The sequence below is a fragment of the Aequorivita iocasae genome (genome assembly GCF_016757735.1).
In the GTDB taxonomy this organism is placed as follows: Bacteria; Bacteroidota; Bacteroidia; order Flavobacteriales; family Flavobacteriaceae; genus Aequorivita; species Aequorivita iocasae.
Genome location: NZ_CP068439.1, coordinates 702,975 through 725,522, shown reverse-complemented (window position 1 = coordinate 725,522; position 22,548 = coordinate 702,975). Strand labels below are relative to the sequence as shown.

The window sequence follows — 22,548 nt, the reverse complement described above, 5'->3', positions numbered from 1 at the left end:
TTTTACTTCTTCCAATAAACCTTAAATTTGCGGCTCTTTCCACCATTGGAAATAATTTTCAAAAGAAATAAAAGAAGATGAGCAAATATCACTTCAACAAAATAGAAGATAAGTGGCAAAAATATTGGGCCGATAACCAAACTTTTAAAGCCGATAACCATAGCGAAAAGCCAAAATACTATGTTTTGGACATGTTTCCCTATCCGTCCGGCGCGGGCTTGCACGTAGGGCATCCGCTCGGGTACATTGCCAGTGATATTTATGCGCGCTACAAACGCCACCAAGGTTTCAATGTGTTACATCCGCAGGGTTATGATTCATTCGGACTTCCGGCAGAGCAATATGCAATCCAAACAGGGCAGCATCCCGCAAAAACTACCGAGGAGAACATCGCGCGTTACCGTGAACAGCTTGATAAAATAGGGTTTTCTTTTGATTGGAGCCGCGAAGTGCGTACTTCAAATCCTGAATATTACAAATGGACGCAGTGGATTTTCATCCAGCTTTTTGAAAGTTGGTACGATAAAGATTTAGATAAAGCCCGTTCCATTGAAGAGCTTCGCGCCATTTTTTCTTCCGAAGGAAATGTTCACATAAATGCAGTCTGCGATGAGGGAAGTGCGCATTTCACAGCTTCGGAATGGCTTGGTTTTTCTGAAACGAAAAAGCAGGAAATCCTTTTAAAATATAGATTGACCTATCTCGCCGAAACCGAAGTAAACTGGTGCCCACAGCTCGGTACCGTTTTGGCAAATGATGAAATAGTAAACGGCGTTTCCGAACGTGGTGGCTATTCCGTTGTCCGTAAGAAAATGAAACAGTGGAGTATGCGCATCACGGCCTACGCCCAGCGTTTACTTGACGGACTCGATAAAATAGATTGGCCGCAACCATTGAAGGATTCACAGACCAATTGGATTGGAAGAAGCAAAGGAGCAACTGTCGAATTCAAAATTCAGAATTCAGAGTTTAGAATCCCTGTTTTTACTACACGTCCCGATACCATCTTCGGCGTAAGTTTTATGGTTTTGGCACCGGAGCACGATTTGGTTTCAAAAATCACCACTCCCGAACAGAAAGAAGCAGTTGAAAAGTATGTTGAAGCTACGGCAAAACGAAGTGAGCGCGAGCGCATGGCCGATGTTAAAACCATTACAGGTGTTTTCACGGGCGCGTATGCGGAGCATCCCTTCACCGGAAAACAAATCCCAATTTGGATTGGGGATTATGTTTTGGCAGGCTACGGAACGGGTGCGGTAATGAGCGTTCCCTGTGGCGATCAGCGCGATTATGATTTTGCAAAACATTTCAATCTGCCGATTCCGAATATATTTAAGGATGCGAATATTTCTTCGGAAGCCTATTCCGATAAGGAAAATACAATCATCACTAACAGTGATTTTTTAAATGGAATGACCTATTCCGAAGCGATGGAAAAAATAATCGCTGCTTTGGAAGAAAAAGGAATTGGAAAAGGAAAGATAAATTACCGTTTACGCGATGCCGTTTTTAGCCGCCAACGCTATTGGGGCGAGCCGTTCCCTATTTATTATAAGGATGGAATGCCGCAAATTATCCCAACCGAATGTTTGCCGTTGCGCCTTCCCGAAGTTGAAAAATATTTGCCAACAGAAGAAGGCGAACCGCCTTTGGGCCGCGCCGATGTTTGGGCTTGGAATACCGAAACCAATGAAGTTGTAAGCAACGATTTGATTGACCACAAAACCGTTTTTCCTTTAGAATTGAACACCATGCCGGGTTGGGCGGGCAGCAGTTGGTACTTTTTCCGCTATATGGAAAGTGAAAAACGCGACGAAGTTTTTGCCTCACAGGAAGCGTTGAATTATTGGAAAAATGTGGATCTGTACATTGGGGGCAGCGAGCACGCCACCGGCCATTTATTGTACAGCCGTTTTTGGGTGAAATTTATGCACGACCGCGGTTTGGTTCCTGTTGACGAACCTTTTAAAAAACTGATAAACCAAGGGATGATTTTGGGGGAGAGTGCGTTTATTTATACAATTCCGAAATATCATTTCTATATCTCAGAATATTATGCAAATGACTTATTAAATAAAAAGTTAAGGTTTGAAGATCTAGATAAATTTATATTGGAGATAAAAGGAAAAGATAATAAAGATGTTTATAGAAGAAATATGTATATTCATATGCTTGAATATTTTAAATCAAGTCTTTCGCCAATGAAAGATTTAATTTACGATAATCTAATAAAATCTCACGTAGATGTTTCTTTTGTGAATAATTCAAATGAATTGGATTTGAATAAATTTAAAAATTGGAGATATGAGACTTCAGATAGCTTCACATTTATGGACGAAGGGAATGGTGTCTTTAAAATATCCCGCGAAGTAGAAAAAATGTCCAAAAGCAAATACAACGTGGTAAATCCCGATGATATTTGCGAGCAATACGGCGCCGATACTTTAAGAATGTATGAAATGTTCCTCGGCCCACTGGAGCAGGCAAAACCTTGGAATACCGCGGGTATTACGGGCGTACACGGGTTCCTAAAAAAACTTTGGAAATTGTATCATTCGGGTGAAAATGAAAGTTTTAATGTTTCGGATGATTCGGCTTCAAAAGACAGTTTGAAAACGCTTCACAAAACCATCAAAAAAGTACAGGAAGATATTGAGAACTTTAGTTTTAATACTTCGGTTTCCTCTTTTATGATTGCGGTGAACGAACTTTCGGCAAAGAAATGTAATTCACGCGAGGTTTTGGAGCCGTTGGCAATTCTTATTTCGCCTTACGCGCCGCACATTGCGGAAGAGCTTTGGGAGAAATTGGGACATTCGGAAAGTATTTCCACAGCGTCTTTCCCAAAATTTGAAGAGAAATATTTGGTGGAAAGCACTAAGGAATACCCAATCTCCTTTAACGGAAAAATGCGTTTTACGTTGGAATTGCCATTGGATATTTCAAAAGAAGAAATAGAATCTGCCGTAATGGCACATGAAAAGACAGCCCAGTATTTAGAGGGGCGCACGCCGAAAAAGGTAATTATCGTGCCCGGAAAAATCGTAAATATCGTGGGTTAAAAATTTGCACGCTTTTTGATTAAATTTGAAGTAAGAATTTAAAAACTAAAAAAATGTTTGGATACTATATAATTGCCGGAATTATCTTTTTGGTGAGTTGGTACGTTAGCCACAAATTGAAAAGCAAATTTAAGGAATACAGCAAAATCCACCTTCAAAATGGAATGAGTGGAAAGGAAATTGCCGAAAAAATGTTAGCAGATAACGGAATTACCGATGTACAGGTTATTTCGGTCCCAGGACAGTTAACGGACCATTACGATCCTTCAAAGAAAACGGTGAATTTGAGCGAGCCGGTTTATATGCAGCGAAATGCAGCGGCGGCAGCGGTTGCGGCACACGAGTGTGGTCACGCTGTGCAACATGCTACTGCTTACAGTTGGTTGAAACTTCGTTCCACTATCGTTCCGGCGGTAAGTGTTTCGAGCAAACTTTCCAATTTTGTGATAATGGCTGGGATTATTCTTTTTGCAACTGGTTCTACTTTTGGAACTTGGATTTTCGGAGTAGGAATTTTACTCTTTGCGGTTACAACTGCATTTGCTTTTATCACACTTCCTGTAGAATTTGACGCGAGTAAAAGAGCGCTTGTTTGGTTGGAAACTAATAATATGGTTACACCACAGGAACATGCTGGTGCAAAAGATGCACTTAAATGGGCCGCCAGAACATATGTAGTTGCAGCACTTGGTTCTTTGGCAACCTTGCTATATTTCATCTCAATTTTCTTGGGAAGAAGATAAACGAAATAAAATTTTAATAAAATAGAAAACCCGCAAATAGTGCGGGTTTTTTATTGAATATTACTTTACAATTACTGCACATTATCAGGATTATAGCCCAAATATTTCACTTCTTTTTCGTGAAAAATGATTCCATTTTCTTCCAGTTCCTTTAAGATTGGTTCATAAACTTCTTTCGCAATTGGAAGTTGAACGCCAGGTGTGGTTATTTCTTCATTTAAAATTTTAAGGGCGGCAATTGCTACCGGAAGTCCAACGGTTTTTGCCATCGCCGTGTGGGTTTGGTCTTCACCAATAAGCGTCATATGACTGTCAATCTGGTATTTTTTCCCGTCAAGTTCGTAACCAAATTTGTGGTACATCACAATCATATCTTTATCGTGTGGCGCCAGCGTCCATTTGTCTTCTAATATTTTTTGAAGTCCCATCGCTGGTGTTGCGTCTTTAATCCCCAGCTTTTTTTCTTTGGTAAAAAGATCAAGTTCTTCCAGCTTTTCCCACATTAAATCGTCTTGGTCTATTTTTAACGCATGGCGAAGCTTCAATTCCACCGTATCTGAGGGAGAGTAGGGAAGAAATAGGTTTACGAATTCGCGATAGCTCATATTTTCAGAATCGGGAATGGTATAACTGTCGTCCGTCATGCCCAACTGCACAAACATATTCCAAGCGCGACTATAGCCTACTCGGCGTATAGTTCCACGGTATAGAGTGAGAATGTTTTCCATACCGTAAACAGATTGATATTTCAATGAATTTCGATTGGCGTAGACTTCAAACTTACCGTAGCCTTCAATATTGATGAATTCTGTTCTTCGGAACAATCGGTGATACGGAATATACTTGTATTTTCCTTCCTGAATAAATTCCGCAGCGCCACCTTGCCCTGCCAAAACTACGTTGCGAGGGTTCCAGGTAAATTTATAATTCCAAAGGTTGTCATCACTTTCCGGAGCAATCAATCCGCCACAAAATGATTCAAAAAGCAGCATTTTTCCTCCTTTGGCACGAATTCTATCTATTATCTGCATGGCACTCATATGGTCAATACCAGGATCGAGGCCGATTTCATTCATAAAGACCAAGCCTTTTGATTCGGCTTTGTGGTTCAGGGCCTGCATTTCATTGCTTACGTATGAGGCCGTAACCATATGTTTTCCAAATTCAATACAGTCGCGCGCCACTTCAATGTGGTAGCGTGCGGGCAGCATGGAAATTACCAAATCGCTGCTCTCAACGGCTTCTTTTCGCTGAACGTCATTAAAAACGTCAAGCATTATTCCACGGGCGTTGGGGTGGTTAGAAGTGAATTTTTGCGCAGATTGAATGGATATATCCCCTATGGTGATAAAGAGTTCTTCTTCATCACTTTTGTCTAGCAAATAGCGGATTAAACTTGTGGCAGATCTCCCTGCGCCTATTATTAATATGTTTCTCATTGGGGGAGTTTTTTGTTAACTTTGAGGATAGATTTTGTAAAGAACGAAATTACTAATTCCAAATTTTAAAAATGACGGTTTTTGATAAAAATATAGTGATAACGGCTTCCTTTCTTACGGCGGTTACAATTGCAATGGGAGCCTTTGGGGCACACGGTTTAAAGAATATGGTGGAAATTGAGGCATTAAATACTTTTGAAACTGGCATCCGGTATCAAATGTATCATTGTCTTGCCTTGCTGATATTGGGATTGGCCCCTTCCATTCCAGAAAAAATTAAAAAAACCGTCTTTTGGCTTTTCATTTTAGGAATATTGCTTTTTTCCGGCTCTATTTATCTGCTTGCGCTGAATGAGGTTTTGCCCTTCAATTCGGCAAAAATTGGATTTATTACCCCAATCGGCGGGTTGTTATTTATAATTGGCTGGATTTGGTTTGCGTTTAAAATGCTTTCGTTAAAGAAGCAATAAATGTTTTTCATATTTTCTTCAATCTCTCTAAGATTTGCTACTTTTGTACTCTACAAAATTTAAAAAAGGTATGGTCGATAAAAACCAAGCTACAAAAACGATTTCCGTTGAGAAATACGGAATCAAAAACGCAAAAGTTAAATATCAACTTTCTTCTGAAGAACTTCACCACGAAACATTGCAAAAAGGTCAAGGAAAAGAAGCTGCTAGCGGCGCCTTGGCGGTAAATACCGGAGAGTTTACTGGAAGATCCCCGAAAGACAGGTTTATCGTAAAAGACAACGTAACGCGCGAAAAAGTGTGGTGGGGAAATATAAATATTCCATTTCCTCCAGATATGTTTGACAGGCTTTATGATAAAGTTGTGAATTATCTTTCTGAAAAGGAAATTTATGTGCGCGACAGCTATGCCTGCGCCGATGAAAAATACAAATTAAACATCCGTGTAATTAACGAAACGCCCTGGTCCAATATGTTTGCCCACAATATGTTTCTGCGCCCTACGGAAAAGGAATTGGCATCCTTTGATCCAGAGTGGATTATTGTGAATGCACCAGGTTTTAAAGCTGACCCAGAAGTTGACGGAACCAGGCAACATAATTTTGCCATTCTGAACTTCACGAGAAAAATTGCTTTAATTGGCGGAACTGGTTATACTGGCGAAATTAAAAAAGGTATATTCTCTGCCCTTAACTTTATTCTTCCGGTAGATAAAAATACAATGCCAATGCACTGCTCTGCCAACGTTGGCGAAGATGGCGAGACTGCAATTTTCTTTGGCCTTTCCGGAACCGGTAAAACCACTTTATCTGCAGATCCCGACCGTAAATTAATTGGCGATGACGAGCACGGATGGACTGAGGATAACAAAATCTTTAATTTTGAAGGCGGTTGTTATGCAAAGGTTATTAACCTTTCTGAAGAAAACGAACCAGATATTTATCACGCCATTAAACCCGGGGCAATCTTAGAAAATGTGGTAATGGATGAAAATGGCGAAGTTGATTTTTCCGATACTTCTATCACACAAAATACACGGGTAAGTTATCCTATCTATCACATTAACAATATTCAAGTGCCATCCATTGGCCACAACCCAAGGAATATATTCTTTTTAACGGCAGATGCATTTGGTGTTTTGCCTCCTATTTCAAAATTGACTCCAGGACAGGCCGCTTACCATTTCATTAGTGGCTATACGGCAAAAGTTGCCGGAACTGAGGAAGGTGTTAACGAGCCAACGCCAAATTTTTCTGCGTGTTTTGGTGCGCCATTTATGCCTCTTCACCCTACAGAATATGCCGAAATGTTGAGCAAGAAAATGAAAGATTCTGGAGTGAACGTTTGGCTGGTCAATACTGGCTGGACCGGCGGTCCTTATGGAGTAGGTAGCAGAATGAAATTGAAATACACAAGAGCCATGATTGCTGCTGCTTTGGAAGGAAAATTAAAGAATGTTGAATTTGAAAAGCATCCAATTTTCAATCTGATGATGCCGAAATCGTGCCCAAATGTTCCTTCAGAAATTTTAAACCCGAAGGAAACTTGGAAAAACAAGAAGGCTTATGACATTCAAGCAAAGGAATTGGCAAATTCATTTAAAGAAAATTTCGCCAAGTTTGAAGCCTATGCTAATGAAGAAATTCTTTCCGGCGCCCCTGCTTCGGCATAGAGTCTAAAAATATATTACAAAAAAAGGCTTGCCAGTGCGGCAAGCCTTTTTTATTGCAATTGTATCTAGCTTATTTTTTATTATTCACTTCTTTAATATACTTTTCCAGAGCCATCGTCATTGAAGGGGTTTCGGGGGTTGGGGCCTGAATGTCCACGCGTAAGCCTACCTCGGTGGCGGCTTTTACGGTAGTATTTCCGAATACCGCAATACGCGTTTCGTTTTGTTTGAAATCTGGGAAATTTTCCAACAGCGATTGTATTCCACTGGGGCTGAAAAACACCAAAATATCATAATATACATCGCGCAAATCTGAAAGATCGCTGATAACCGTTTTGTAGAAAGTAGCTTCTTTCCAATCTACTTTCAACTCATTTAAAACCTGTGGGACTTCGGGCTTCAACTTATCTGAAGTGGGAAGCAGGAATTTTTCGTTTTTATATTTCTTGATGAGCGGGGCAAGTTCAGAAAAAGTTCTTTTCCCCACATAGATTTTTCGCTTTCTGTAGACTACATATTTTTGAAGGTAGTAGGCTACAGCCTCACTTAAACAAAAATATTTCATGGTATCCGGCACCTTAAAACGTAGCTCCTCGGCAATTCTGAAGTAATGGTCTACCGAATTTCTGCTGGTAAGAATAATTGCAGTATAATTAGTAAGGTCAACTTTTTGGGCCCGTACATCTTTGCCTGATACACCTTCAACGTGTATGAAAGGCCGAAAATCTATTTTTACCTTTTGTTTTTCTATTAAATCAAAATAGGGAGAATTCTCAATTTTAGGCTCGGGCTGGGAAACCAAAATAGTTTTCACTTTCATAGATAGTCCTGATTTTTTTAAATATTACGCCTTAAACAAAGGTTTTGTAAAGGATAATATATGGTGAAATTTCAAGTGCGCAAAGATACAAAATAAAATAGAAGAAATTGCTTAATATCAATTTTCCATTTTTCTTGTAGCTGTAAAGCAGCGCAATAGCATTAAGCATTAATAAACTTCCCCCAAAAATAAACAATGCTGAAGTTGTGGGAGGGTATACATAAAGAAAGAATAGGTTGCCGGCAAAAAACAAAATGCCCAAAAAGTTTCGATAGCTTAACTTTTGATAGAGATAATTATTGATTACGGCATCTATGGAAAAAACATTTGCGACAATTTTTTCCATGGAAAATTTTACTAAAATGAAAACACTGTACGCTGTACAAATTTGAAGAAAAAGCCATTCGTTTTGTTGAACCTCAGTAGGGTTTAAAACCTCAAAAAGCAGATAAACAAAGATAGAAACACAAACTATTTGTACCACAAATAACATCATGTTGAAGGGATGGTTCAACTCGTCATTTTTACCGTGCACAAAAAAATACTGGTTGGTCAAAGGTAGCAGTGAAAATTCATGGAATCTTTTTGGATAGAAATACTTTGCTAGTGCCAAAAGGACAAAACATAACAGCAGCATATAGGTCGCCCAATCGGTTGAGTCTATAAGTCTTTCGCTGAAATCCACCTTCAATTTTTTGGTAAAGGTAGTGTAAAATATTTTCCCTTTTTTAGTGTCTAATTAGAATTTACTTCCCATTTATTTATTCAAAAAAAGGTACATTTGCGCTAAAATAGCAGTATGTCCAAGGCGGTAGTGGTGGTGCCAACCTACAATGAAATTGAAAATATAGAGCGACTGCTGCGTACTGTTTTTTCGTTGCAGCGTGAGTTTCACGTTTTGGTAGTTGATGACAATTCACCCGACGGCACAGCAACAGTTGTTGAGGCAAATTTTAAAAATTATCCAGAAAAACTTTTTTTGCTGAAAAGAGCCGAGAAAAATGGTCTGGGAACTGCATATATTGCTGGTTTTAAGTGGGCGTTGGAAAACGGTTACGACTACATTTTTGAGATGGATGCCGATTTTTCGCATAACCCCAATGATCTTATCAGGCTTTTTAACGCCTGCCATAAAGGTGGTAGCGATGTAGCCATAGGTTCGCGTTATGTGAAGGGCGTTAATGTGGTAAACTGGCCCATGAGCAGAGTTTTAATGTCTTGGTTGGCCTCAAAATATGTGCGGTTCGTGATGGGGATTGATATTTATGATACCACTGCCGGATTTATTTGTTACCGACGTAGCGTGCTTGAGAAAATAAACCTAGACAACATCCGTTTTGTGGGTTATGCTTTTCAGATTGAAATGAAATTTAAGGCGTATCTCAGCAAATTTAAAATTAAGGAAGTGCCCGTAATATTTACAGATCGTACAAAAGGCGAGTCAAAAATGAGTTCGGGAATTATCTCTGAAGCTATTTTTGGAGTGCTCGCAATGAAATTTAAAAGTGTATTTAACAGAAAGAAATTTAATGAAAGCAGTTTTAATTAAAAACGCAAATATTGTAAACGAAGGAAAAATCGTAAAAGGTGACGTGCTTGTTCAGGATGGCCGTATTGCGGAAATTTCCGAAACCATTAGTGCAAAATCTTCCGATACAAAAGTTATTGATGCAGACGGAAGCTACTTGCTTCCTGGCATGATAGACGACCAAGTACACTTTCGTGAGCCGGGATTAACGCACAAAGCAACCATTGAAACCGAATCAAAGGCTGCTGTTGCAGGCGGAATCACCTCTTTTATTGAAATGCCCAACACCATTCCGCAGGCTACAACCATTGAGTTGCTGGAAGAAAAATTTGATATCGCCTCCAATACCTCTTGGGCCAATTATTCCTTTATGTTTGGTGGCACGAATGATAATTTAGATGAAATTTTAAAAGTAGATCCTCAAAAGGTCGCCGGCCTGAAATTGTTTTTAGGTTCGTCCACAGGGAATATGCTAGTTGATGACCCTAAAACATTGGAAGAAATCTTCAGCAAAACTAAGTTGCTCATTTCGGCACATTGCGAGGACGAGGGTACAATTAAAAAGAATTTAGAAAAATATAAAGCCGAATACGGAGAAGATATTCCTATAGAACTTCACCCGAAAATACGCAGCGAAGAGGCTTGCTATATTTCTTCTTCAAAAGCCATAAAACTGGCCGAGAAAACAGGGGCGCGATTTCATGTTTTTCACCTTTCAACCGAAAAGGAAACGCATCTTTTCAGCAATAAAAAGCCCCTTTCCGAAAAAAAGATAACGGCAGAGGTTTGCATTCATCATTTATGGTTTACGGATGCGGATTATAAAACAAAGGGTACAAAAATAAAATGGAACCCTGCGGTAAAAACAGAAAAAGACAAAGATGGTTTGCTTAAAGCTTTACTGGATGACCGCATAGATGTAATTGCTACAGACCACGCACCACACACTATAGAGGAAAAAAACAATAAATATCTAAACGCCCCATCGGGCGGACCTTTGGTGCAGCATGCACTGGTTGTTCTTTTGGAAATGTATCACAAAGGAAAAATTTCCTTGGAAAAAATCGTGGAAAAAACCGCACACAACCCAGCGATTTTATTTCAAATTAAAGAGCGGGGATATATTCGAAAAGGTTACAAAGCAGACTTGGTTTTAGTAGATCTCAATTCCCCTTGGACCGTTAAAAGGGAAAATTTGCTATACAAATGTGGCTGGTCTCCTTTTGAAGGAACCATATTTAAATCGCGAGTAACGCATACGTTGGTAAACGGAATAGTGGTTTATGAGAATTCAAAGTTCCCAAACAAAAGCAATCCGGAAAGACTTACCTTTAACAGATAATGAAACACCTGCTTCTTCTTTTACTATTAGCTTTAAGCTTTATTGGCTGTCAAAATGTTGCGCAGCCTGAAAAGCCAAAAGACCTTATTTCAAAAGAAAAAATGGTCGATTTGCTTACTGAGGCGTATTTGGCAAATGCGGCACGAAGCGTGAATAATCAAGCTATTATTGATAAAGGAATAAAAATGGATTCTTTAATCTATAAAAATTTTGGGGTGGACAGCCTTCAGTTTGCAAATAGTAATGCCTACTATGCAGCCGATGTGAATACGTATATGGAAATTTTTCAAAAAGTGGAAGCTAGACTTGTAGCAATGCAAAAGAAAATGGACAGTATCCGCGAAGTAGAGAAAAACAGAAAAGACACTATAGAAATAAAAAAAATTGAAGAAAAAGCAAGTGTTGAACCTGTAAAGGACAGCTTAATCTGATGCATTTTTCTTTTCTGCTACAATTCGCTTTAACGTATCTTCCGTAGGTGTAAATTGAAAGTCAATTGCGTTTTTTATTTTAAATGTATCATAAAGCGAAATTGTAAACATAGACCGCACCGTAGCTTTCACAACCCTTCTTTTTGTATTGAATAGCTTATGCGAGAGCCAATCCATTCCGCTTAAAAAATACATCAAGTTTTTCGAAAGTTTTTTTGTGGGCGTTTTTTTTCCAAATAGCGGTGCAAGTCTTGAAAGCAATTCTTTATAGGTTACGTTTTCTCCCACCAAAATAAATTGCTCGTTTTTAATTTCAGACTTTATTAATTCCATCATGGCTTTCACAGCATCTTTTACATCTACGATGCCCATTGCCCCCGACGGATAAAAAGGGATACCGCTGGCGCCCAAAGAAATTATTACACTGCTTCCATCACCATCGGGCGAGGTGCCCAGAATTACACCGGGATTTACAATGACGGCATCCAAACCTTCTTGGGTGCCACGCCACACTTCCATTTCGGCTCCATATTTTGTTATGGCGTAAACGCTATTTTTAGCGTCAGGATTCCAGGGTGTTTCTTCGGAAATTAATTTATCTTTTAAATTGCTTCCCAAAGTGGCAACAGAACTTACATAGCAAAGTTTTTCAATGTTATTGGCCAAACAGAGGTTCACAATATTTGCAGTGCCTTCCACATTGGCTTTTTTAAGAGCCTTATATTTTGAAGGATTAAAAGAGATAAAAGCTGCGCAATGGTACACTTTTGTAACACCCATGAAAGCTTCCGTAAGCGCGGGAATATCAGTAATATTTGCTTCAACCCATTCTATTTTGTTAAACAGCGCATCAACTTCAGCAGTATAAAGTTCAAAAACGTTTTTTACACCCTGTATGTTACTGTTCTTCCTGTGAATGGCGCGCACGTGTGCATTTTCCATCAACAGAAAATACAATAGGTGCGAACCTACTAAGCCTGTGCCGCCGGTAACTAATATCATAAAGCGAAAATACTGTTTTTTACTGAAGAAATTTTAGCAGATTATATTCAGCACTTCCATTCTTAATTATTCGCTGAGAACCCTATCTTTGCACAAAATTTATAAAAATGAAGCTGAAAAATTTCGTTGAAGAACTACAATGGCGGGGCATGGTACACGATGTAATGCCCGAAACCGAAGCACACCTTATGGAAACCATGCGTTCTGCATATGTGGGCTTTGACCCTACTGCAGATTCGTTGCACATTGGCAATTTGGTGCCCATTATGCTTTTGTCGTTCTATCAGCGCTGTGGCCACAAACCCGTCGCATTGGTGGGCGGTGCCACGGGAATGATTGGTGACCCTTCAGGTAAAAGCGCCGAAAGAAATCTGCTGGACGAGGCTGCCTTGCGCCACAATCAAGAGTGTGTGAAAAACCAGCTTTCCCAGTTTTTGGATTTTTCATCGGGAGCGGAAAATCAAGCTTTAATGGTGAACAATTACGATTGGATGAAGGAGTTTTCATTTCTTGACTTCATCAGAAATGTGGGCAAGCACATCACCGTAAATTATATGATGGCGAAAGATTCCGTAAAAACAAGATTGAGCGGCGAGAGTGCCGATGGACTTTCCTTTACTGAATTTACATATCAATTAATACAGGGCTACGATTTTCTTCACCTTTACAGAAATCAGAACTGTACCCTTCAAATGGGCGGTAGCGATCAATGGGGAAATATTACCACGGGTACTGAACTAATACGTAGAATCGCTGGCGGAAAAGGATATGCATTAACCTGCCCATTAATCACTAAAAGTGACGGCAGCAAATTTGGTAAAAGTGAAGGCGGAAATATTTGGCTGGATGCAAACCGCACTTCACCCTATAAATTTTACCAATATTGGTTGAATACCAGCGATCAGGATGCCGAAAAATACATCAAGATTTTTACATTTTTAGATAAGGAAACCATAAACTCTCTAGTTTCTGAACATAAGGAAGCACCACATATGCGCTTGCTTCAAAAACGTTTGGCACAGGAGGTGACCACGACGGTACACAGTGCTGAAGAGTTTGAAAAGGCCGTAAAGGCTTCTGAAATATTGTTTGGCAATTCTACTTCCGAAGATTTAAAAACATTTGACGAGAAAATCTTTCTCGATATTTTTGAAGGCGTTCCACAAGCAGAAATTTCAAAAGAAGAAATATTACAAGGAATTGATATTGTGACAGGTTTGGCCGAAATAACGGGCTTTTTAAAATCAAATGGGGAAGCACGTAGGGCATTGAAAGAAAATTCAATTTCGGTAAACAAAGAAAAGGTTTCTGAGGGTTATACTATTTCGGAAAATGATCTGATAAACGGGCAATTTGTATTACTGCAAAGAGGCAAGAAAAATTATTTCATCATCAAGGCGATATAATTTCAGGTTTATAACTATATAAAAAATCCCCGGCAAAGATTGCACGGGGATTTCTCAATTAACTAACCAACCAAATTATGAAAAATCATCAGTTTTTCACAATGGTTTGGTCGGACAATTATTTAATAGCTTACGCGGTATTTCACTGGTTTGTGTTAAATTTTTTTTAAAAAACCATCAGATTGCAACCACGGATGTCGCTACTGTCAAAGCGCCCCAAAACTTCAAAAGATCCGTCGGGAAAGGTTTTTCCCAAATCTTGGGTGGCGATGAAGGCGCAGGAGTAAATATTGGCCAAATCAACTACGTTTATTCCGCCAGTTTTTCCAAAAATGTAGGTAAGCGCATCTTCCGCATCACGCGTTAAGATTTTCATCCAAGGAGGGCAATTAAAAATTCCATCCCCAACGGAATAGGCTTGGGAAAGCAATTCGGTCATACCATATTCACTGTGTATTTTGGCTACGCCAAAACCTTTTTTTAAAATTTCGTGAAGTTCCTCCTTTATCATTTCCTTTCGGCGGCCTTTCATTCCGCCGGTTTCCATGACAATTGTATTTTTTAGCTGGAATTTTCTTTTTTCGATTAAATCGAGTAGGGCATAGGAAACTCCAATAAGTAATGTTTTTTGGCCGCTCTTTTCCAAAGCATCCAACTTTTCAATAAGCGCATCCATTTCATATAAATAAAAACCGCTGTGGGGATTATTGTTTTTTTCAATGAGCTTTTCAGCCATAAAAATTAAGGAAGAGCCTTCGCGCTCCAAATATGATGGAAGCAAGGCCAAAATCACAAAATTTGAAGGATTGCCGTATTGCATTTCAAAAGCCTTCAAGAAGCTTGTTTCGTATATTTTTAAATTGGCAATGTGATGTTTGCTGGTGATGCTACCTGAGGTGCCACTGCTGGTAAAAATTGTTTCTTCGGAAATATTTTCAGCAATTATTTTATGGCTTTTAAAAAATTGAATGGGAAGAAACGGAATGTCTTTAATGGTTTTTACATCGGAAACTTTAATGTTCAAAAGATTACAGAAATTACGATAAACACGGACATTTTCATACTGAAAGCGGAATACTTCAATAGCAAGGCGCTGAAATTCCGTTGCGGTTTTAATTTTAAAAATTTCGTTTTCAAGCATGTCTTTGTACTAGGCAATTTTTTCCAAAAATAGGCAAATAAAAAAGCTCCTGCCGAAACAGGAGCTTTTAAAATATATTTTTGAAGTGGATTACCTAACGACCAATTTTTTGGTAGTTGAAGTTTTTCCTTGTTCTATTTTTACAATGTAAACACCACTGTTCAATTTTGAAATGTCTAATCTATCACCAATAAGTGTAGTTTTAACAACCTGCTTGCCAAGTACATCAAAGATAGATACATTCTTGGCGCCGGCAACTTTTGAAATAATATTCACATACCCTTTGCTTGCAGGGTTTGGATATACTGCAAATTGAGTTTCAGATTGTGTGTTTGTTCCCAAAGTTCCTGAAAAAATAATATTATCAAAAAAGAAAGCTTCTGCACTTGCATTTGTTCTAGCTTCTATAACCAACTGCACATTTGTGTTTGAGGTTAAAACTGCATTTCCCGTAATCCAAGCACCTTCAATGCCAAGATCGTTGATATCGTTTCCTTGAGTATTAAGAATATCAATCTCGGTACTGTTAGTTAAATCCCTTACATAGATGCGTAATCTGTCAGAACCAGATTCGTTTGAAGTTCCATCGCCTTCATATCCGGTTTCAGAAATAAAATAATCCAAGCTGATTGCTGGATTGGCTACTCCGGTTAGGTCTACTGCATCGAAAGTTAAAGTGTAGTTGCCGTCCACGTCACTTATTTGGTAGCCTTGAGTTCCATCAGTATAAGGATCGGAAGGAGTTGGGGCAAAATCAGTAACGCCCACAAAATCACCGTCAGTCAAACCTTCCCCAGGCGTGTCGTAAGGAGCGTAAGAAGCATCAAAGCCCAATTCGGCACCAGTATTTGTGTAATCTACTAGTGGTTCATCTGTATTGTTTACTAAATCATGTGCTGTGTTTGGGTCTCCTGTGTCTGTATATTGGCCAGGAAAAAGTGCTGGCTCTTCAAAACTGGTTCCCGCAACTTGGGCAAAAGAAACGGCGCCAATAAAAAGAGCCGCAAGTAATGTAATTTTTTTCATTAGAGTTTTTTTAAAATTATTGTGCAAAGATAAATAAATGTTTTAGGTTTAAAAGATTGATATTAAAGGAAATTCTTATTTTAACGAAATGATAACTTCGTATTATAAACACCTAATTCGAGATGTTACCATAACGTTATTTAATGGTTAACAATAAACGTGCTAAACTTGGGCTCAGGTTAAATAATGGTATCTTTGAAACATTAAAATTATGAAATACTCGCAATCAGTGAGGCACGCCTCCAGATATTCACAGCCTGTATTTCACTTTAATAAACAGCTATAAAGATGAAAAAAAGGGATATTACAATTTTGTTGGTTGATGATGAACCGGATATTCTTGAAATAATTAGATACAATCTTACTTCCGAAGGCTATACAGTCGAAACTGCCGAAAACGGGCTAGAAGCAATAGAACAAGCAAAAAATGTAAGGCCCCAGCTAATTATCATGGATGTAATGATGCCAAAAATGGATGGTATTGAAGCGTGTGAAAAAATAAGAAACATCCCTGAACTAGCCGAAACCGTAATTACTTTTTTAACCGCTAGAGGTGAGGATTACTCCCAAATGGCAGGTTTTGAAGCGGGTGCGGATGATTACATAACAAAGCCCATAAAGCCAAAAGTGTTGGTGAGTAAGGTAAAAGCATTGTTACGTAGATTTAAGGAGGAAGAAGAAGATGAAAAAATAAAACTCGGAAACCTGACGATAAATCGCGAGGAATATAAAATTATACTGGGTAAAAAAGAAATGGTCCTGCCTAGAAAGGAATTTGAGCTATTGGCCCTTTTAGCATCTAAACCCGGCAAAGTTTTTAAACGCGAGGACATTCTTGACTCCATCTGGGGCAATGAAGTTATCGTAGGTGGGCGCACCATAGATGTTCATATTAGAAAACTTCGTGAAAAAATAGGCGACGATAAATTTAAAACAGTAAAAGGAGTTGGCTATAAGTTTGTAGTTTAGCGGAAATGAAACATCTAAGTTTAACGTGTGCATTATTTATTTAAAGGTGCAAGTAAGATGTTCCATCTGACCTTAAAAAAATATTAAAGCAGATGAAATTTTCCAAAAAATATAATTTTGCAGCCTCCACATCTTTGTTAATTGCGGTCTTCTCAACACTCGCAATGGCCATTTTTTTATACGCAGTTTTAGAGATTGTATTCCTTTGGCTGCTACTTTTTTTCCTTTTTTCCTTTATACTTTCGTTTTTCATACTTCAATATCGTGTGGAAAAATTTATTTACACTCGAATAAAAAAAATATACGAAGACGTTCGCCTTTTAGATGAAAATAACTTTACAAAGCCCTCCATTACAACTGATATGGAAGTGCTAACGCGTGAAGTGGAACGATTTGCCCAAGACAAAAAACTAGAGATAGAAACCTTAAATATTCGCGAAAACTATCGGAAGGAGTTCATGGGAAATATATCGCACGAACTTAAAACCCCCCTCTTCACCGTTCAAGGTTATATCCTTACCCTTTTAGATGGGGCAATGAAAGACAAAAAAGTGCGTAAAAAATATCTGCAACGGGCCAATAAAGGGGTGGAAAGACTCATTTATATTATCAAGGATTTGGATATGATTACCAAACTTGAAGTGGGCGGGCTAATTCTCAATAAAGAAAATTTTAATATTCTCACTATGGTACAGAATGTGTTTGACCTGCTTGAGATGAAAGCCGCAAAGAAGAACATTTCACTTGTTTTTGACAAGGAATATTTTGATGAAATAATCGTGCATGCAGACAAAGAGCGAATTGAACAGGTGCTTACCAACCTTATTGTAAATTCTCTGAAATATGGCAAACAGGACGGAACTACAGAAGTGGGTGTTGAAAGTCTCTCAAAAAATAAATTTTTAATACGCGTAACAGACAATGGCGAAGGCATTTCAAAAGAAAACCTTCCTCGTATCTTTGAACGTTTTTACCGTGTTGATAAAAGTGGCTCCCGAAAGGAAGGGGGCAGTGGACTTGGACTTTCCATAGTAAAGCATATTGTGGAAGCCCACAATGAAAAAATTTATGTGGAAAGCCAACTGGCTATTGGCTCAGAGTTTTCATTTACGCTCGAAGAGGGAAAATAATTCTGAAAAATTTACTGGTTGCTGAGATAAAGTTTTCAATCCCTTATAAACTGCCACCTTATTTAGTTTTTTCAGTTTAAAATTTTCTTGTTTGCATGAAGGGGCTACCCCTAAACTCTTTAGGCGCTTTGCCAGATATTCCTGCTCATATTGACCCGGTGTGGGCACGAAAAATACTTTTTTCTCGAGTAATGCCAAATCCATAATTGTGGTATATCCAGACCGGGAAACAACTATTTCACTTTTATTGATGGTCTCTTGCAGTTCTGCGCTTTGCATAAAATTCACCATTTGGATGTTTTCAAAATTCATCCATTTCTGTGTTTTTTCAACCAAACCACGGACCAATAAAATATTTTTTTCACTTCCTTTAAAAATATTTTTCAATTTTTCCTCAAACAAGGTGCGCTGAGGCTCTGGTCCAGAAAGTAATAACAGAACGTCTATCGTTTTGGGAAGTTCTTTTTTCTCCAGGCGGCTCAAAATCCCCATGTACTGAATGGGGAACGGTTCTTTTTTAAGGTGGCCTAATTTTCCGCTTAGGTTCATAACCACATCATCGACGTCCGGTACCCAGCAAGCGTCAAACTTTTTAATGACATTTTGATGCAATTTGCTGCTTAAAAAGGAAGTGCTTCCGGTTAGAACATTTAGTTGATGCGAAATGTAAACCGAAGGAATGGTTTTACTCCTAACCCCAAAACGGTTATCGCTAATGATTCCCTGAATCTTTCCTGCCTCCACAAGTTGATTGACTAACCTTTTTTCTGCAGCCATGGTTTTTTTAATCTGCGGAAATTTTAAAAGAATTTTCCATTTAAAAAGCCCCCCCTTTTTTGGATACGTAATATTGTAAGAAGGGAGTGCCACAGCTTCCAAATGAGGAAATTCTTTTTGCAGCAATAGCAGCGCAGCCCCATCTGAAGCCACGACAACATTGAAGCCATACTCCAAAAGCGCCCTTATTATAGGAATGCAACGTGTTGCGTGGCCCAGCCCCCAATGCAAGGGAGCAACTAGAATGTTCTTCTTGTTTGGCATAAAAACAAAGGTAGCAATAATTGCTGCGGCAGTATATTTCCTTAATTTTACCGAAAATTTAAAATTTTGGGAAGTAAAAATAAACTGAGGCGTTTTAAGGAGAATGAAACTTTTGACAATGTAGTACAACCTTCAAGAGAGGAAGTGTTAAGCGATGCGCTGAAATTAAAAGGGAACTGGAGCAAAAAATTCTTCAAAAATGAAAATCCTTTGGTTTTGGAACTGGGTTGTGGAAAAGGGGAATATTCGGTAAATCTTGCAAAAGCATATCCCGATGTAAATTTTTTAGGAATAGATATTAAAGGTGCCCGTTTTTGGCGGGGAGCAAAAACCGCTTTGGAGGAAAACCTGAATAACGTTGGTTTTTTAAGAACACAGATTGAACTTGTGGATCTTATATTTGAAGAGAGCGAAGTAGCGGAAATCTGGATAACTTTTCCCGATCCACAAATAAAGTATAAACGTACCAAACACCGTTTAACCAACAAAGATTTTCTTCGGAAATATAAAAAAATATTAAAGCCCAATGGTGTGGTTCACCTAAAGACCGACAGTGAATTTATGCACGGCTACACCCTCGGGCTGCTCCATGGTTTGGAAGAAGAAATTGAATACGCCCATCACGATGTATATGGAAGCCAAGGAACTCCAGAAGCTGTAACGAACATTCAAACCTTTTATGAACAGCAATATCTTGAGATAGGAAAAAAAATCACTTACATCCGGTTTAAATTCCGTTAGAAATAATTTCAGTATATTCACAGAAACAACCGCCCTAAATGGCTCTTTTTTATAATTTAATCATAGGATTTTTTGGGTCATTTATTGGGGTACTTCCACCTGGTTTAATAAATATGTACGCTGCCAAGATAAGCATGAAAGAAGGCAGGAAGAGAGGCCTGCTTTTTTCAGTAGGTGTGTGCATTACCGTTATGTTGCAAACATACATAGCTTTGATTTTTGCACGCTATATAGGCAAACATCCCGAGATTGTAAGTATGCTTCAAAAGGTGGCTTTGGGCATTTTCATAAGCCTTACCATTTACTTTATTTTTATAGCAAAAGATACGCGCAGGGAATTTCGCGACCACGGCGAAAACTCAAAAAAAAATCGTTTCTTTTTAGGAATTTTTATAGCAATGCTCAACCTGCTTCCATTGCCATACTGGATGTACCTCAGCATTACTTTTTCAGCCTTTGGCGCATTTTCTTTTACACAACCGCAACTTTTGGTAGCTGTTATAGCTTCTGGCATAGGCACTTTTTCGAGCCTTGCACTATATGTGCAGTTCTTTAGGCCAAAAGAAGATTCTCGAAAACTAAAGTTAAATATGAATTATGTTATTGGGCTGGTTACAGCGGTCATTTCCATAATTACATTCTTCAAAATTTTAAGACAGATCTAAAAATGGCCCATGAAGGTTTTTTTGAAAAAGTCTATGAAATAGCAAAATTAATTCCTTATGGAAGAGTGACATCCTATGGCGCAATCGCAAACTATCTGGGCGCCTCGGGAAGTGCCAGAATGGTAGGCTGGGCAATGAACGGAAGTGTAAAAAAAGATGTTCCGGCACATAGGGTTGTAAACCGAAATGGCTTGCTAACAGGTAAACATCATTTTCAAGGCACAAATTTGATGCAGCAACTTTTAGAGAGTGAGGGTGTTGAAGTTGTGGAAAATAAAATACAAAATTTTGAGAAGTATTTTTGGGACCCAATGAAGGAACTCTGATTTATTTCCTAATTTTTAAAAATTTACAAATAATTGGAAATTCAAAAACTTCAGAAAACTAATATTCCAGCAATCTAAAATTCTAACTATCCAGCCATAAATCATTTCAATCCTACGGCTTCGTTTTCCGAAGTATTCCCATTATATTTGCACTTTAGAATCAATCTAAATATTACAGATAAAAAATGAGCATTTCAAAACAAGATATCCTTCAAGCCCTTGAAAATATTACCGTTTCAGGTGAAGGAAAAAATATGGTGGAGAGTGGCGCTGTGCAAAACGTGGTGACTTTCGCAGATGAAATTATCGTGGACTTGAAACTTTCCACGCCAGCACTTCATATAAAAAAACGCGCCGAGGCAGATGTTATTAAAACCATTCACGAAAAAGTGGATGCAAATGCCAAAGTACAAGTAAATATAAAAGTAGAAGCACCCACAAAACCACAAAACCCTAATTTAATTAAAGGAAAACCAATTCCTGGAATCCAAAATATAATCGCTGTAGCGTCCGGAAAAGGCGGTGTTGGCAAATCTACAGTTGCGGCAAATTTGGCAGTTACACTTTCCAAAATGGGTTTTAAGGTCGGTGTTTTGGATGCCGATATTTACGGACCTTCAATCCCCATAATGTTTGATGTTGCCATGGAAAAACCACTTTCGGTAAATAGTGGGGGCAAAAGTAAAATGAAACCCATAGAAAATTATGGTGTAAAAATACTTTCCATTGGTTTTTTCACTCAACCTGATCAAGCTGTTATCTGGCGCGGTCCTATGGCCGCCAAGGCCTTAAACCAACTTATTTTTGATGCCGCTTGGGGAGAGCTGGACTTTATGTTGATAGACCTTCCTCCGGGAACGGGAGATATTCATTTAAGCATTATGCAGTCATTGCCCATTACGGGCGCGGTCGTTGTTAGCACACCACAAAACGTTGCTTTGGCCGATGCGCGAAAAGGCGTGGCTATGTTTCGTCAAGAAAATATAGATGTCCCAGTTTTGGGAATCATTGAAAACATGGCCTTTTTTACACCATCCGAACTTCCTGATAATAAATATTATATCTTTGGAAAAGAAGGTGCAAAACATTTGGCTGAAGATTTGGAAGTACCATTTTTGGGCGAAGTTCCATTAGTACAAAGTATTCGTGAAGCTGGTGATGCCGGAAGGCCTGCAGCACTTCAAACCGCCACACAAATTGAGGAGGCTTTTGAAGTAATTACAAGAAACGTTGTTGAAGAAACCGTAAGAAGAAATGAAAACCTTCCGCCAACCGAAGCGATAAAAATAACAACCATGGCAGGTTGCAGCGCCGTAAAAAAGTAATATGACAACGCAAGAACTAACAATCAAGGTAGAGGAAGCATTAAATGAAATCCGTCCATTTTTACAAAGTGATGGTGGAGATATTTCACTTGTTTCCATTGAAAATAATAAAGTGGTAAACGTTCAGCTTCAGGGTGCTTGTGTGGGTTGCTCGGTAAACCAAATGACACTCAAGAGCGGGGTTGAAATAACCATTAAAAAATACGCTCCTCAAATAGAAAGGGTTGTTAGCGTTGCACAACAATGACCATCGTCATTTATTCCTAACA

General features: G+C 38.7%; 22 protein-coding genes. 15 read left to right on the top strand and 7 right to left on the bottom strand.

Features of this window, described 5'->3' with window-relative positions; all coding sequences use genetic code 11:
* Positions 1-77 precede the first annotated feature (77 nt).
* Entirely contained in the window at positions 78-3,062 is a 2,985-nt protein-coding gene (locus JK629_RS03450; RefSeq protein WP_202337241.1) for a leucine--tRNA ligase, read from the top strand.
* A gap of 53 nt (positions 3,063-3,115) precedes the next feature.
* Positions 3,116-3,805: a zinc metallopeptidase gene (locus JK629_RS03445; RefSeq protein ID WP_202337240.1), complete on the top strand. Its 690-nt coding sequence runs from the start codon at positions 3,116-3,118 to the stop codon at positions 3,803-3,805.
* A gap of 71 nt (positions 3,806-3,876) precedes the next feature.
* Here JK629_RS03445 and JK629_RS03440 read toward each other — a convergent pair whose 3' ends face one another.
* Positions 3,877-5,244, bottom strand: coding sequence for a saccharopine dehydrogenase family protein (locus tag JK629_RS03440; protein WP_202337239.1), 1,368 nt, complete (start codon positions 5,242-5,244; stop codon positions 3,877-3,879).
* A gap of 71 nt (positions 5,245-5,315) precedes the next feature.
* Here JK629_RS03440 and JK629_RS03435 point away from each other — a divergent pair, with 71 nt between their 5' ends.
* Both JK629_RS03435 and pckA read left to right on the top strand, forming a co-directional pair.
* Positions 5,316-5,714: a DUF423 domain-containing protein gene (locus tag JK629_RS03435; RefSeq protein ID WP_202337238.1), complete on the top strand. Its 399-nt coding sequence runs from the start codon at positions 5,316-5,318 to the stop codon at positions 5,712-5,714.
* 70 nt (positions 5,715-5,784) lie between these two features.
* Positions 5,785-7,386 (top strand): phosphoenolpyruvate carboxykinase (ATP), encoded by a 1,602-nt coding sequence (gene pckA, locus JK629_RS03430; protein WP_202337237.1) that lies wholly within the window; start codon positions 5,785-5,787, stop codon positions 7,384-7,386.
* A 70-nt stretch (positions 7,387-7,456) separates the two neighbouring features.
* On the opposite strand, the gene JK629_RS03425 is transcribed toward pckA, so the two are convergent.
* Positions 7,457-8,206 (bottom strand): uroporphyrinogen-III synthase, encoded by a 750-nt coding sequence (locus tag JK629_RS03425; RefSeq protein ID WP_202337236.1) that lies wholly within the window; start codon positions 8,204-8,206, stop codon positions 7,457-7,459.
* Between the two features lie 31 nt (positions 8,207-8,237).
* Positions 8,238-8,891: a DUF4271 domain-containing protein gene (locus JK629_RS03420; RefSeq protein ID WP_202337235.1), complete on the bottom strand. Its 654-nt coding sequence runs from the start codon at positions 8,889-8,891 to the stop codon at positions 8,238-8,240.
* A gap of 114 nt (positions 8,892-9,005) precedes the next feature.
* Here JK629_RS03420 and JK629_RS03415 point away from each other — a divergent pair, with 114 nt between their 5' ends.
* Genes JK629_RS03415 through JK629_RS03405 form a run of 3 tightly spaced genes read left to right on the top strand, consistent with a single transcriptional unit; the run spans position 9,006 to position 11,507 of the window.
* The gene (locus JK629_RS03415; protein WP_202337234.1) at positions 9,006-9,755 is read left to right on the top strand and encodes a polyprenol monophosphomannose synthase; all 750 of its coding nucleotides are present in this window, start codon (positions 9,006-9,008) and stop codon (positions 9,753-9,755) included.
* Entirely contained in the window at positions 9,736-11,076 is a 1,341-nt protein-coding gene (locus JK629_RS03410; protein WP_202337233.1) for a dihydroorotase, read from the top strand. The genes JK629_RS03415 and JK629_RS03410 overlap by 20 nt, the downstream gene beginning before the upstream one ends.
* On the top strand, positions 11,076-11,507 hold the full coding sequence (locus JK629_RS03405) for a DUF4296 domain-containing protein (RefSeq protein WP_202337232.1): 432 nt from the start codon (positions 11,076-11,078) through the stop codon (positions 11,505-11,507). Before JK629_RS03410 ends, JK629_RS03405 begins: the two co-directional genes overlap by 1 nt.
* Here JK629_RS03405 and JK629_RS03400 read toward each other — a convergent pair.
* On the bottom strand, positions 11,499-12,509 hold the full coding sequence (locus tag JK629_RS03400; protein ID WP_202337231.1) for an NAD-dependent epimerase/dehydratase family protein: 1,011 nt from the start codon (positions 12,507-12,509) through the stop codon (positions 11,499-11,501). The two genes, JK629_RS03405 and JK629_RS03400, sit on opposite strands and share 9 nt — an antisense overlap.
* Before the next feature lie 107 nt (positions 12,510-12,616).
* Between JK629_RS03400 and tyrS the strand changes: the two genes are divergently transcribed.
* Positions 12,617-13,915: a tyrosine--tRNA ligase gene (gene tyrS / locus JK629_RS03395; protein ID WP_202337230.1), complete on the top strand. Its 1,299-nt coding sequence runs from the start codon at positions 12,617-12,619 to the stop codon at positions 13,913-13,915.
* Positions 13,916-14,081: 166 nt separating this feature from the next.
* On the opposite strand, the gene JK629_RS03390 is transcribed toward tyrS, so the two are convergent.
* Together JK629_RS03390 and JK629_RS03385 are read right to left on the bottom strand one after the other, a co-directional pair.
* Positions 14,082-15,056 (bottom strand): LuxE/PaaK family acyltransferase, encoded by a 975-nt coding sequence (locus JK629_RS03390; RefSeq protein ID WP_202337229.1) that lies wholly within the window; start codon positions 15,054-15,056, stop codon positions 14,082-14,084.
* Between the two features lie 90 nt (positions 15,057-15,146).
* Complete coding sequence (locus tag JK629_RS03385) at positions 15,147-16,082, bottom strand: T9SS type A sorting domain-containing protein (protein WP_202337228.1); 936 nt, start codon at positions 16,080-16,082, stop codon at positions 15,147-15,149.
* A gap of 288 nt (positions 16,083-16,370) precedes the next feature.
* Here JK629_RS03385 and JK629_RS03380 point away from each other — a divergent pair, with 288 nt between their 5' ends.
* Together JK629_RS03380 and JK629_RS03375 are read left to right on the top strand one after the other, a co-directional pair.
* Complete coding sequence (locus JK629_RS03380; RefSeq protein ID WP_202337227.1) at positions 16,371-17,051, top strand: response regulator transcription factor; 681 nt, start codon at positions 16,371-16,373, stop codon at positions 17,049-17,051.
* 92 nt (positions 17,052-17,143) lie between these two features.
* Complete coding sequence (locus tag JK629_RS03375; RefSeq protein WP_202337226.1) at positions 17,144-18,181, top strand: sensor histidine kinase; 1,038 nt, start codon at positions 17,144-17,146, stop codon at positions 18,179-18,181.
* On the opposite strand, the gene JK629_RS03370 is transcribed toward JK629_RS03375, so the two are convergent.
* Entirely contained in the window at positions 18,155-19,222 is a 1,068-nt protein-coding gene (locus JK629_RS03370) for a glycosyltransferase (RefSeq protein ID WP_202337225.1), read from the bottom strand. The two genes, JK629_RS03375 and JK629_RS03370, sit on opposite strands and share 27 nt — an antisense overlap.
* Positions 19,223-19,288: 66 nt before the next feature.
* On the opposite strand from JK629_RS03370, the gene trmB reads away from it, so the two are divergent.
* The 5 genes from trmB (at position 19,289) to JK629_RS03345 (ending at position 22,526) form a co-directional block, all read left to right on the top strand.
* On the top strand, positions 19,289-19,963 hold the full coding sequence (trmB, locus tag JK629_RS03365; RefSeq protein WP_202337224.1) for a tRNA (guanosine(46)-N7)-methyltransferase TrmB: 675 nt from the start codon (positions 19,289-19,291) through the stop codon (positions 19,961-19,963).
* A gap of 113 nt (positions 19,964-20,076) precedes the next feature.
* Entirely contained in the window at positions 20,077-20,628 is a 552-nt protein-coding gene (locus JK629_RS03360) for a lysine transporter LysE (RefSeq protein ID WP_225626107.1), read from the top strand.
* Positions 20,629-20,630: 2 nt separating this feature from the next.
* Positions 20,631-20,954, top strand: a complete 324-nt coding sequence (locus JK629_RS03355) for an MGMT family protein (protein WP_202337222.1) — start codon at positions 20,631-20,633, stop codon at positions 20,952-20,954.
* Between the two features lie 185 nt (positions 20,955-21,139).
* Complete coding sequence (locus JK629_RS03350; protein WP_202337221.1) at positions 21,140-22,279, top strand: Mrp/NBP35 family ATP-binding protein; 1,140 nt, start codon at positions 21,140-21,142, stop codon at positions 22,277-22,279.
* Between the two features lies 1 nt (position 22,280).
* The gene (locus JK629_RS03345) at positions 22,281-22,526 is read left to right on the top strand and encodes a NifU family protein (protein ID WP_202337220.1); all 246 of its coding nucleotides are present in this window, start codon (positions 22,281-22,283) and stop codon (positions 22,524-22,526) included.
* Positions 22,527-22,548: the final 22 nt, after the last annotated feature.